Origin of the sequence: Aquipuribacter sp. SD81 (genome assembly GCF_037153975.1) — a bacterium.
Lineage (GTDB): Bacteria > Actinomycetota > Actinomycetes > Actinomycetales > JBBAYJ01 > Aquipuribacter.
The window spans coordinates 161,164-173,502 of the sequence record NZ_JBBAYJ010000002.1; the positions used below are offsets into that span (position 1 = coordinate 161,164).

The window sequence follows — 12,339 nt, forward strand, 5'->3', positions numbered from 1 at the left end:
GACCGGGGGCCGCGCCGCGCACCATGGCGCGGCCCCGGCCGGGCACGACAGGATGGCGAGTCGTGAGCGCCCCGTCCCACACCGTGCACGCCGACGCCCCCGCGCAGCCGTACCTCACGCTGCGGGACCGGCCGACGCCGCGGGCCGAGCGCCACGCCATGGGCAAGGCGCTGCGGAAGCGGGTGCGGCGCCGGAGCCTCGGCGAGTGGGGCGTCGCCGACGACCGGGCCGACCCCGTCGACCTCGTCGAGCGCTCGCACGAGGGCCGCGAGGAGTGGCTCGTGCCGGCGCGGGTGGGGCGCATGGTCGCCTCGCCGTACGGCTTCCTGCGGGGCAGCGCGATCGTCATGGCCGCGGACTGCGCGGGCCTGCCCTCGACGGGCATCACGCCCGTCATCTGCGGCGACTCCCACGTCGGCAACTTCGGCTTCTACGGCTCGCCGGAGCGCGAGCTCGTCCTCGACCTCAACGACTTCGACGAGGCGCACCCCGGCCCGTGGGAGTGGGACCTGCGGCGGCTGTGCGCGAGCACGTGGGTCGCGGGGCGCCAGAACGGGCACTCGGAGGACGACTGCGCCGCCGCGGTCACGTCGTGCTCGGCGGCCTACCGGGCGCAGGTCCGGCGCCTGGCGGAGGAGCCGCTGCTGTCGCGGTCCTTCGAGCGCCTCGACCTCGAGCACCTGCTCGCCGCGACGAACGACGACGAGCTCGCCCGCGCCATCGAGCACGCCGCCGGCAAGGCGCGCAGCCGCACGAGCGACCGCGCGCTGCCGCGGTTCACGCAGGAGGACGAGGCCGGCGAGCGGCGGATAGTCGAGGAGCCGCCGCTCATCACGCGGCTCGACGCGCTGCACGCCGAGGCGCTCGCCGTCGGCCTCGACGACTACCTGGAGACGCTGCCGTCGCACTGGCGGCGCCTGCTCGGCGGCTACACAGTGCTCGACATGGCGCACAAGGTCGTGGGCGTCGGCAGCGTCGGGCTGCGCGCGTACGTCGCGCTGTGCGAGGGCAGCAGCCCCGACGACGTGCTGTTCCTGCAGCTCAAGCAGGCGCGGCGCTCGGTGGTCGCGCCGTACGTCCACGGCGACTCCGCCTGGCACGACCACCAGGGCCAGCGTGTCGTGGAGTACCAGCAGGCGCTGCAGACGGTCAGTGACCCGCTGCTGGGCTGGACGACGGTCGAGGGCCGGCAGTTCTACGTCCGGCAGTTCCGCAACATGAAGGGCACGCTCGCCCTGGACCGGATCGGCGCTGCCGCCTTCGCGGACTACGTCGGCATCTGCGGGCGCCTGCTCGCCAAGGGCCACGCCCGGACCAGCGGCGCCTCGATGATCGCCGGCTACGTGGGCAAGGGCGAGGTCCTCGACGAGGCGATGTGCCGCTTCTCCCGCGCCTACGCCGACCAGACCGAGGCCGACCACGCCGCCCTCGCCGCCGCGGTCCGCTCGGGTCGGGTGGCCGCTGAGCACGGCGTCTGACGAGCCCGTCGCTCGCTCCGACCACGGCGGTCCTGACGCGGCCGGATAGGTCGTGCACGACCACCTCAGGAGGGTCCTGTCCTCGTGACGGTTACGCACGACCGTGTCGCGCACGACCGTGTCACGCACGACTCAGTCGCGGCCGACACAGTCGTGTGCGATGCAGTCGTGCGCGATGCAGTCGTGCGCGATGCAGTCCTGCGCGATGCAGTCCTGCGCGATGCAGTCGTGCGTGAGGAGACGACGGACGACCCCACCCCAGGACGGTCGCGCACGACACGGTCGTGCGTGAAGAGACGACGGACGACCCCACCTCAGGACGGTCGCGCACGACACAGTCGTGCGCGGGGAGACGACGGACGACCCCGTCAGGCATCAGCGTCGCAGCAGCCGCCGCAACCACGCGTAGCGCGCCTCGAAGGCGTCCGAGGCGAGCAGCGAGCCCGGCACGAGCCCGTCGAAGCCGTGGCAGCCGCCGGGCCACACGTGCAGCTCGGCGTCGCCGCCCGCGGCCCAGATGGCCGAGGCGTAGGCCACGTCCTCGTCGCGGAAGGTGTCGGCGGACCCGACGTCGACGTACGCCGGCGGCAGACCCGACAGGTCGCGCGCACGGGCGGGCGCCGCGTACGCGGGCACGTCCGGTCCGCCCGCGGCCTCGCCGAGCATGGCCCCCCAGCCGGTGGCGTTGGCCGTCCGGTCCCACACCCCCACGCCTGCCATCTGGAACGAGGACGGCGTCGAGTTCCGGTCGTCGAGCATGGGGTAGACGAGCAGCTGCCCGCGCAGCGCCGGGGCGCCCCGGTCGCGCGCACGGAGCGCGAGCGCCGCCGCGAGGCCCCCGCCGGCGCTCGCGCCCATGACCACCACCTGCGCGGGGTCGATGCCGAGCGCGGGCGCCTCGGCAACGAGCCACGTGAGCCCGCGCAAGCAGTCGTCGAGCGGACCGGGGTAGCGCGTCTCCGGGGCGAGCCGGTACTCCACCGACACCACCGCGAGCCGCAGCGCCTCGGCGAGCGCGAGGACCGGCATGAGGTCGCGTCGTGCGTTGCCGGCGACGAGGCCGCCGCCGTGCACGAAGTACAGGACCGGCACGGGGCCGGGCAGGTCGGCGTCGGTCGGCAGGCAGACGACGAGCGGGACGTCCGGCTGGTCCCCTTCCCCCGGCACGACCACGTCGCGCACCGCGAAGCGGCCGCCGCGCGACAGCGCCTCGTCGTCGGGGTCCGGGTCGGCGGGCGGGCGCTCGCGGACCGCGACGACCTCCTCCGGCAGCATCGCGGTCACGAGCTCGTCGGCGTGCAGCTCGAGCGCCCGGGCGACGTCCGGGTCGAAAGGCGGGCGCACGACGTCGGTGCGCGGGGCGGGCAGGCTCATCCCTTCACCGACCCCTGCAGCAGCGCGGACACGAACTGGCGCTGGAAGACGAGGAACACCAGCAGCGTGGGCGTGAGGATGAGCAGCGACCCCGCGCACAGCAGCGGGATGTCGGTGCCCCACTGCCCCTGGAACGCACCGAGCGCGCCGGCCATCGTCCGCTTGCCGGGGTCGTCGACGAGCACGATGGCGAGGAGGAACTGGTTCCACGTCCACAGGAACAGCAGGATCGCCAGCGACGACAGCGCCGGCGCCGCGAGCGGCACGTGGATCCGCCACAGCTGCTGCCACGTGCTCGCGCCGTCGATCTGGGCCGCCTCCACGAGCTCCTTCGGCATGGTGACGAAGTGGGCGCGCATCCACAGCACCGCGAACGGCATGAACAGCCCGATGAGCGGCAGCACGATGGCCCACCTCGTGTTGAGCAGCCCGAGGTCGCGCATCTGGTAGTACAGCGGGATGACGATGCCCTCGAAGGGCAGCGTGAGCCCGAGCACGAACAGCAGGAACACGACACCGCTGCCCCGCATGCGCAGCTGGCCGAAGGCGTAGCCGGCGAGCGTGCCGAGCACGAGGGCGAGCGGCACGACCCCCACCACGATGAGACAGCTCGACCACAGCAGGCGGCCCATGTCCGCGGACGTGAACGCCCGGGCGAAGTTCTGCCACTGCGGGTCCGCCGGCCACGACAGGCCCTGCGGGTAGGTGCCGGACGGGTGCAGCGCCGTGGCGAGCAGGCTGACGAACGGCAGCACCGTCACGGCCATGAGCAGCACGAGGACGAGCCGGCCGAGCAGCGCCTCGCCGCGACCGACGATCACGAGTCCCCCTTCCGGACGAGGTACTGCACCGGCAGGACGCACAGCAGCACGAGCGCCACGAGGACGACCGCGAGCGCGGAGGCGAGCCCGATCTCGCGCGAGGCGAAGGCGAGGTAGTAGATCTGCAGCCCTGGTACGAGCGTCTGCCCGCCCGGACCGCCCTGGGTCGAGATGTAGACGATGTCGAAGCTCGCGAGGGCCGCGATGACCGTCACGGTCACGCAGACGGCGATCTCCTGACGCACGCCGGGCACCGTGACGGCGAGGAACTCCCGCACCGGCCCGGCCCCGTCGATCCGCGCCGCCTCGTACAGCGACGTGTCGATCTTCGTCATGCCGGACAGCAGCAGCAGGGTGCACAGGCCGAGCAGCACCCACGCGCCGATGACGCCGACCGCCGGCAGGGCCCAGTCGAAGTCACCGAGCCACGCCCGGGCCACCGAGCCGAGGCCCACCGCCCGCAGGAGCTGGTTGACGGCGCCGGTCGACGACAGAAGCCAGCTCCACGTGATGCCGGCCGCGACGAGCGGGATGACCTGCGGGAGGAACACGACGGTCCGGGCGACCGTCGCGAGCCGGCTCGTGGCGATGCGCCGGATGGTCGCGGCGGTCACGAGCCCGAGCAGCACCGGCACGCCGCTGAAGAACAGGATGAGGGTGACGGCGTTGAGCAGGGAGCCGTACAGCGTCGGGTCGGTGACCACGCGCACGTAGTTGTCGAGCCCGACGGGCGTCGAGGGACCGACGCCGTTCCACTCGTACAGCGAGTACTGCGCCGTGATGGCGAGCGGCCGGAGCACGAAGACGCCGTAGAAGGCCGCGGCGGGCAGGACGAGGAGCCAGCCGACGAGGTCGTCGCGGCGCCGACGGGCGGCGCGACGCCTCGTGCGGTCCGACCCGTCCACCGGGGGACGGTCGGTCGCGGCCGCGGCCGTTCGCCGCGCCGCCGGTGGACGGGTCTCCGCGATCACCGGCCGGCGACCTGGCTCTCGTAGTCCGCCTGCACCGTCGCGAGCAGGTCGGCGGGCTCGACCTGCCCCGCGACCAGCTGCTGCAGCTGCGGCGTCCAGCTCTGCGCGTAGATGGACCCGGTCGCGTTGGCGATGAAGTCCATCGCACCGTCGTCCTCGGCGATGGTCGCGCCCGCCTCGAGCGTCTCGGCGGTCACGCTGCCCTCGTCGACCGGCGGCATGTAGGCGTCGGCGGGACCCATGGGCCGCGAGCCGCCGACCTCGACGAGGATGTCGCGGGCCGTCTCCGACGTCGCGGTCCAGTCGAGGAAGAACGCCGCGCAGTCGGGGTTCGCCGCGTTCGCGCTGACACCGAACGTGAGCGGCGCGGACATGGCGGCCTGTGGGCCGCCCTCCTCCAGCGGCGGCATGAGGAAGAAGCCGACGTTGCCCGGCATCTGCTCGTCGAGGTTCCCCGACTCCCAGTCGCCGTTGAAGATGAAGAGGCTGTCGCCCTCGATGAAGCGGGCCATCATCATCGAGTAGTCGAGGGAGTTGACGTCGTCGGCGAAGTAGCCCGCGTCGATCCAGCCCTGCAGGTGCTCGACCGCCTCGAGGTTCTCCGGGGTGTCGATGGTGGCGTCCGGCTGCTGGTAGATCCACGAGTTGATCGCCCCCGGGTCGCCGTAGGCGGCCATGAGGTTCTGCAACGGGAAGGCGAGGCCGCCCGTCGCGCCGCCGTTGAACTGCACGAGCGGCGTGATGCCCGCGTCGACCGCGGCCTGCATGACCTCGTCGAGCTCGGCGAGCGTGGCGGGCGGCTCCGTCATGCCGACCTGCTCCGCGAGCTCGCGGTTGTAGAAGATGCCGGTCATCGAGGAGTTGATGCCCATGGCGTAGAGCGGCCCGTCGCCGCGGCGCCCCTCGTCGTCGACGCGCATCTGCTCCAGCTGGGACTCCGGCCACTCGTCCCAGCCGAACGCCTCCGCGTAGGGGTCCATGTTGAGCAGCAGCCCGTCGGCGGCGAGCTCGGACACCTGCGGCAGGCGCATGAGGTCCGGCGGGTCGTCGGCGAGCACGCGGGGGGCGTTCTGCGTGAGGACGGCGAACTGGTCCTCGCGCACCTCCCACGTCACGTTGGGGTACTCCTCCATGAAGGCGTCGGTGAGCGCGGTCGCGACGGGGAAGCCCGTCTCGAAGTACGCCTCCATGGTGATCGGGTCGTCGCCGCAGTCGACGTCGGAGGCCACGGCGGCCCCGCTGGGGTCCGCGGAGCCCTCCGCGGCGGGGGCGCTCGCGTCGTCCGGCGCGGCCGCGTCGGTCGTGGACCCGCCCGGCGCGGAGCACGCCGCGAGGGGCAGCAGGCCGGCGAGGACGGCGGCGGGGATGAGTACGGGGTGGCGGTGCGTCCTCAGAGGGCGCATGTGGGCCTTCCTCTCGTCGTCGAGTCTTGGGCCGACGGCCGACCGTCGGTGCTAAATCGCGTTAGCACGGCGATGCTGACACCCGGGTTGTACTACCGTCAACCGCTGGGCGAGGCGGTCGCCCCCGAGGAGGTGGGCATGCCGAGGACGCGGGCGACCCTCGCGGACGTGGCCCGGGCCGCCGGGGTGTCGTCCACCGCGGCCTCGCTCGTGCTGTCCGGGCGCGCGCGGGAGATGCGCATCTCCCGCGACGTGGAGGAGCGGGTCGTGCGCGCGGCGGGCGAGCTGTCGTACCGCCGCAACTTCGTGTCGGTGGGGCTGCGGACGGGCCGCACGGGCACGCTCGGCTTCGTCTCCGACACCGTCGCCACGTCGCAGCTCGCGGGCAACATGATCAAGGGGGCGCTCGAGCGGGCGCGCGAGCGCGACCTCATGCTGCTCATCGCGGAGTCCGGCGGCGACCCCGACGACGAGCGCCGCCTCCTGGCCGCGATGGGCGACCGGCAGGTCGACGGCCTGGTCCTCGCGAGCATGTACACGCGCGAGCGTGACGACCCGACCCCGGGCGTCCACGTCCCGGTGGTGCTCCTCAACGCGGCGGCGCCGGCCGGGTCCGGCGTGCCGACGGTCGTGCCCGACGAGCTCGGGGCCGGACGAGCCGCCGCGCGGACCCTGCTGGCGGCCGGTCACCGCGACGGCATCCACCTCGTCGGGGTCGGCGTGACCGCCGAGGAGGTGCCGCCCGGGACCGTCGCCGGCCTCGAGCGCCTGCGCGGGATCACCGAGGCGCTCGCGGAGGTCGGCGAGCGGCCCGCCGGCGGCATGCTGTGCACGGCGTGGCAGCCGCCGGACGGCTACGAGGCGACGCGCGCGCTGCTCGCCCACGACCGGCCGACGGCGCTGCTGTGCTTCAACGACCACCTCGCGCTCGGGGCGTACCAGGCGCTCGCGGAGGCCGGGCTCCGCGTGCCCGACGACGTGTCGGTCGTCGCCTTCGACGACGTCCCGCTCGCCGGCTGGCTCCGCCCGGCGCTCACGACCGTCGCCCTGCCGCACCACGCGCTCGGTCGCGCCGCCATCGACGTGCTCGTCGACCTGGTCGGCGGTGGCAGCGGTGACGGCGGTGCCCACGACGGACACGGTGACGGCCCCGCGCACGTGCGCCTGCCCATGCCCCTGCGCGTCCGGGAGTCCGTGGCCCCGCCGCGCGAGCACCCGGTCTGACGACCCGGCCCGCGGGTCGGTCGTGCACGACCACCTGGGGGGACACCCCGGGCTGCATCGGTCATGCACGACTGAGTCACGCGCGACAGAGTCGTGCGCGACGCAGTCGTGCGCGAGAGGTCGTGCACGACACGGTCGTGCACGACACGGTCGCGCGTCAGCGACAGCACACGCACCTCCCTCAGGACGGTCGCGCACGACACGGTCGTGCGTGCGGACCGGGCGTCACCTCACCGCTACCGGAGCCCCGGGCCGGTGCCCGACACTGTCGTCGTGATCGACGTCGTGGTCGTCGGGGCCGGGCTCGCGGGACTCGCCGCGGCCGAGGCCCTCGTGCGGGACGGCGCGGAGGTCGCCGTCCTCGAGGCACGCGACCGGGTCGGTGGCCGCGTCCACGACGCCGCACTGCCGGACGGCGGCTGGGTCGAGCTGGGCGCGCAGTGGGTCGGCACGGAGCACGCCCGGGTCCTCGGGCTCGCCCGTGAGCTGGGGGTGGCGACCGTCGCGGGCCACCACCGGGACGGCTGGGCCGTCGAGCAGCGCGGTGGCGGGCTCTTCCGCGGGCGCCGGCCGTTCGACGGCGCGCGGGGCGAGGCGCTGCAGGCGGCCGCGCGGCTGCTCGCGGACTCCGCGGAGGCGGCGACCCGCGACCCCGTCGCGGCGGCGGCGTTGCGCGACGCGACCGTCGCCTCGTGGACGACCGCGCACGTCGAGGACCCGCTCGTGCGGGGGTTCCTGCACCAGGCGCTGGCGAACGAGGCGAGCGCGGACCCCGGCGAGGTGAGCGCGGCGCTGCTCGTCGACGTCCTCGACGGCTACCTCGACGGCGACGGCCCCCTCGCCGACGTCGAGGCCTTCCGGCTGCGCGGCGGGCCGCAGCAGCTCGCCACGGGTCTGGCCGGCCGGCTGCCCCCCGGCACGCTCCACCTGGGTCAGCCGGTACGGGCCGTGCGGCTGCGCGACGGCGCCGTCGAGGTCGTGAGCGGCGACCCCGCCCGCCCCGACGTCACCACGGCGGGCGCGGTCGTGCTCGCCGTCCCGCTGTCCCTCGTGGTCCGCCTGCACCTCGACCCGCCGTTGCCGGGACCCGTCGACGCCGCGCTGCAGCGGCTGCCCATGGCCTCCGTCGTGAAGGCGGCGCTGGTGTGGGAGCGCCCGGTCTGGCGCGAGCACGACCGCTCGGGCCTCGTCGTCGGGGACGGCGAGCCGTGGTGCACCTTCGTCGACTCCTCCCCCGCCACGGACCGGCCCGGCGCCGGCGTGCTCACCGGCTTCGCGGTCGGCGCGCAGGCACGCCGGCTCTCTGGAGCAGGCCCGGACGCCCGCCGCGCCGCGCTCCTCGCCGGCGTCCGGCGGGCCCTCGGCGATGCGGTCGCCGACGCCCTCGGAGAGCCCGTCGGGTACGTGGAGGGCGACTGGGTGGGCGAGGAGTGGACGCGCGGCGGCTACGGCCCGCTCGTGCTGCCCGGCACGGACCCCGTCGCGCTCGCCACGCTGCTGCGCGAGCCGTGGCACGACGGCCGCGTCGTGCTCGCCTCCGCCGACCTCGACGAGGAGTGGCCGTCGTACATGGAGGGCGCGCTCCGGCAGGGCTCCGCCGTGGTCACGAGGCTCGCCCGCTGACCGTCAGCCGACGACCTCCCGCAGCGCGGCGTCGGCGCCGGTGGAGCGCAGCGTCCGCAGCGAGCGCAGGTACGGCTCGGTGAAGGCCGGCTCGTCGACGAGGCCGCCGAACAGGTCCGGGTCGCGGAGGAAGGCGAGCTCGTCCTCCTCGTGGCGCGCCGCGGCGGCCATGACCCGCCCCCGCAGCCGGTCGACCACCTCGATGGGCCGCCCCTGCTCGTCGACGCCCTCCGCGTAGCGCGCCCACGCCGCGACGACGAGGGCCGCGTGGTCGACCGACCCGCCCGCGGCGAGCCGCTCGCGCACGACCGGCAGCAGCCACTTCGGGATCCGGTCGGAGCTGAAGGCGCACAGCCGCGCGAGGGTGTCGGCGATCTGCGGGTTGGCGAACCGCTCGAGCAGCGTCGCCTTGTACTCCTCGAGGTCCATGCCCGGCACCTCGTGAAGCGTCGGGGTCGCCTCCAGGTCCATGTAGCCGCGCAGCAGGCGCCGGAAGTCGTCGCGGTCGAGCACCTCGTGGGCGTAGGTGTGCCCCGCGAGGTGCCCGAGGTAGGCGATCGCCTGGTGGCTCGCGTTGAGCAAGCGCAGCTTGATGAGCTCGTACGGCTCGACGCTGTCGGCCATCTGGACGCCGACCTCCTCCCACGCGGGCCGGCCGAGCGGGAACCGCTCCTCCACGACCCACTGGGTGAACGGCTCGCACACGACGGGCCAGCGGTCCGCCAGGCCGGCGGTAGCGGCCAGCGCCTCGCGGTCGCCGTCGCGGGTGACGGGCGTGATGCGGTCGACCATGCAGTTGGGGAAGGCGACCTCGGAGGCCACCCACTCCCCCAGCGCGGGGTCGGCGAGCCGGGCGTACGCGGCGACCATGCGCCGGGCGATGTCGCCGTTGCCCTGCAGGTTGTCGCACGAGAGCACCGTGAAGGGCGGCACCCCGCGCTCGCGGCGCAGGCGCAGCGCCGCGAGCAGCAGCCCGAACGTCGTCGTCGGGGCGGCCCCGGGCACGAGGTCGGCCTGCAGGGCCGGGTCGGACGCGTCGAGCTCACCGGTCACCTGGTGCACGTGGTAGCCGCCCTCGGTCACGGTCAGCGACACGATGCGGACGGCCGGGTCGGCCATCCGCTCGACGACGGCGTGCGGGTCGTCCGGCAGCAGCAGGTACTCCACGAGCGAGCCGACGACGCGCGGCTCGAGCCGGTCGTCGGCGTGCTTCACCACGACGGTGTAGAGGCAGTCCTGGGCGCGCAGCGCGTCGCGCATGGCGGCGTCGGCGGGGAGGATCCCCACGCCGCACACGCCCCAGCCGAGGGCGTCGCCGCCGCGGGCGAGCAGGTCGTCGAGGTACACGGCCTGGTGCGCGCGGTGGAAGCCGCCCACCCCCAGGTGCACGATCCCCGCCGTCACCCGGGACCGGTCGTACGGCGGTGCGGGCACGCCGGGCGGCACGTCCGGCAGCCGCGTCACGGCGGCCCCGTCCGGCGTCCCGACCTCGGCCTCGGTCGTCCCCGTCATGCCCGTTTCCTTCCGTACGTCGCTGCACGCCCGTGGGAGCCCAACACGCGGGAGGTGCCCGGCGTCGCTGCTCACAGGCTGTCTGGTCGGCCACCGCACGGCGGCGCGGGTCACTGTAGCCACAGACTCGGGCGGTCCGGAAGGTCACGGTCCTGCGAAAGTGTGGGAACAGGGGTTGGCATCCCACCGACTCGGGTCTAGCGTGCACCCGTGCCGGGGTTCCGGCGGTGGCGTCGGGCCGAAGGTGGCCGGGCGGCGGCGCAGGAGCCTCGCGGACGAGGCGACGGGGCCGGGCGCGGTCGCGGACGACCGCCGGCCCGTCCCGAGCCCCTGGCACGCGGCACCGACGCGGGCTCGGCCTCCGGGCCCGGGACCGAGCACCGGAACCGAGCACCCCCTACCGACCGGGACCCACCGGCTCCCGGCGCGAGACACCGAGGAGACACATGACCGTCCACAGGAAGCGGCACGTCGGTGCCGTGGCGCTCACCGCACCCGTCGTCCTGGCGCTCGGCCTCGCGGCCTGCGGCTCCGACGACGCCGGCGGGACCGACGGCGCCACCGGCGCGGCCGGCGACGGCGGTGGCGACCGCTCGATCAGCGTCGCCGTCGTCGGCAACCCGCAGATGGAGGACATCGCGAGCCTCACCCCCGAGTACTTCACGGCGGAGACGGGCATCGACGTCGAGTTCACGATCCTCGAGGAGCAGCAGCTCCGCGAGATCACGACGCGCGACGTCGGCGCGGGCGGCGGGCAGTTCGACGTCGTCATGACCGGCCTGTACGAGGCCCCGCAGTTCGGCGAGAACGGCTGGCTGCTCGACCTCACGGAGTACGCCGAGAACGACGAGGCGTACGACGTCGACGACATCATCCCGGCCGTCCGCACCGGCCTGTCGACCGAGAACGGCTACTGGGCCTCACCGTTCTACGCCGAGTCCTCGTTCCTCATGTACCGGCAGGACGTCCTCGACGAGGCCGGCATCACGATGCCGGACCAGCCGACGTGGGACGAGGTCGCCGAGATCGCCCGCACCGTCGACAGCGACGAGATGGCCGGCATCTGCCTGCGCGGCAAGCCCGGCTGGGGTGACCTCGGCGCGTCGCTGACGACCGTCGTCAACACCTTCGGCGGCACGTGGTGGGCGGCCAACGAGGACGGCTCCATCGGCGAGGCGAAGATCACGGACCCCGGCTTCACGGAGGCCCTGAACTTCTACGTCGACCTCATCCAGGACGCCGGCCAGGACGACGCCGCCAACTCCAGCTTCAACGAGTGCCTCAACCAGTACCAGCAGGGCAGCGTGGCGATGTGGTACGACGCCACAGTCGCGGCGGGCCTGCTCGAGGCCGACGACAGCCCGGTCAAGGGCCAGAACGGCTACGCGGTCGCCCCGGTCAAGGAGACCGACGCGTCGGGCTGGCTGTGGGCGTGGTCGCTCGCGATCCCCGCCACCTCCAGCGACCCCGACACGGCGTGGGAGTTCATCAGCTGGGCGACGAGCGCGGAGTACATCGAGACGGCCGGGGAGAACCTGCCCGGCGGCTGGGCGGCCGTGCCGCCCGGCACCCGCACCTCGACGTACGAGAACCCGTCGTACCAGGAGGCGGCCGCCGCCTTCGCCGACAAGACGCTCGAGGCGATGGAGGCCGCGCCGATCGACGACCCGGGCACCGAGCCGCGGCCCGGCCTGCCGGGCGTGCAGTTCGTCGGCGTGCCGGAGTTCCAGGACGTCGGCACCCGCTGCACGCAGGAGTTCTCCGCCGCCATCTCCGGCGGCCAGAGCGTCGACGCGGCGCTGGAGTCCTGCCAGCAGATCGCGAGCTCGGTCAGCACCCGCTGACCCTCGCCCCACGTCGCCGGGCGCGGTGCGGCACGCGCCGCGCCCGGTGGCACCACCCGGAGCCACCCCGGAGCCCTAGGAGACAGGAG

9 protein-coding genes are annotated in these 12,339 nt (G+C 74.3%); 4 read left to right on the forward strand and 5 right to left on the reverse strand.

Features of this window, described 5'->3' with window-relative positions; all coding sequences use genetic code 11:
• Window positions 1–62 precede the first annotated feature (62 nt).
• Window positions 63–1,478 carry a DUF2252 domain-containing protein gene (locus tag WAA21_RS01950; protein ID WP_336921053.1) on the forward strand — a complete coding sequence of 472 codons (1,416 nt, stop codon included), beginning with the start codon at window positions 63–65 and terminating at the stop codon, window positions 1,476–1,478.
• A 375-nt stretch (window positions 1,479–1,853) separates the two neighbouring features.
• On the opposite strand, the gene WAA21_RS01955 is transcribed toward WAA21_RS01950, so the two are convergent.
• The 4 genes from WAA21_RS01955 to WAA21_RS01970 form a co-directional block, all read right to left on the reverse strand.
• Window positions 1,854–2,852, reverse strand: coding sequence for an alpha/beta hydrolase (locus tag WAA21_RS01955; RefSeq protein ID WP_336921054.1), 999 nt, complete (start codon window positions 2,850–2,852; stop codon window positions 1,854–1,856).
• Window positions 2,849–3,673, reverse strand: a complete 825-nt coding sequence (locus tag WAA21_RS01960; protein ID WP_442893211.1) for a carbohydrate ABC transporter permease — start codon at window positions 3,671–3,673, stop codon at window positions 2,849–2,851. Before WAA21_RS01960 ends, WAA21_RS01955 begins: the two co-directional genes overlap by 4 nt.
• On the reverse strand, window positions 3,670–4,578 hold the full coding sequence (locus tag WAA21_RS01965) for a carbohydrate ABC transporter permease (RefSeq protein WP_336921055.1): 909 nt from the start codon (window positions 4,576–4,578) through the stop codon (window positions 3,670–3,672). The genes WAA21_RS01960 and WAA21_RS01965 overlap by 4 nt, the downstream gene beginning before the upstream one ends.
• A gap of 62 nt (window positions 4,579–4,640) precedes the next feature.
• Window positions 4,641–6,047: an ABC transporter substrate-binding protein gene (locus tag WAA21_RS01970; protein ID WP_336921056.1), complete on the reverse strand. Its 1,407-nt coding sequence runs from the start codon at window positions 6,045–6,047 to the stop codon at window positions 4,641–4,643.
• Window positions 6,048–6,185: 138 nt separating this feature from the next.
• Here WAA21_RS01970 and WAA21_RS01975 point away from each other — a divergent pair, with 138 nt between their 5' ends.
• Window positions 6,186–7,271 (forward strand): LacI family DNA-binding transcriptional regulator, encoded by a 1,086-nt coding sequence (locus tag WAA21_RS01975; RefSeq protein ID WP_336921057.1) that lies wholly within the window; start codon window positions 6,186–6,188, stop codon window positions 7,269–7,271.
• Window positions 7,272–7,544: 273 nt separating this feature from the next.
• Complete coding sequence (locus tag WAA21_RS01980) at window positions 7,545–8,894, forward strand: flavin monoamine oxidase family protein (protein ID WP_336921058.1); 1,350 nt, start codon at window positions 7,545–7,547, stop codon at window positions 8,892–8,894.
• A gap of 3 nt (window positions 8,895–8,897) precedes the next feature.
• Here WAA21_RS01980 and WAA21_RS01985 read toward each other — a convergent pair whose 3' ends face one another.
• Window positions 8,898–10,406, reverse strand: coding sequence for a mannitol dehydrogenase family protein (locus tag WAA21_RS01985; RefSeq protein WP_336921059.1), 1,509 nt, complete (start codon window positions 10,404–10,406; stop codon window positions 8,898–8,900).
• 446 nt (window positions 10,407–10,852) lie between these two features.
• Between WAA21_RS01985 and WAA21_RS01990 the strand changes: the two genes are divergently transcribed.
• Complete coding sequence (locus WAA21_RS01990; RefSeq protein WP_336921060.1) at window positions 10,853–12,250, forward strand: ABC transporter substrate-binding protein; 1,398 nt, start codon at window positions 10,853–10,855, stop codon at window positions 12,248–12,250.
• Window positions 12,251–12,339: the final 89 nt, after the last annotated feature.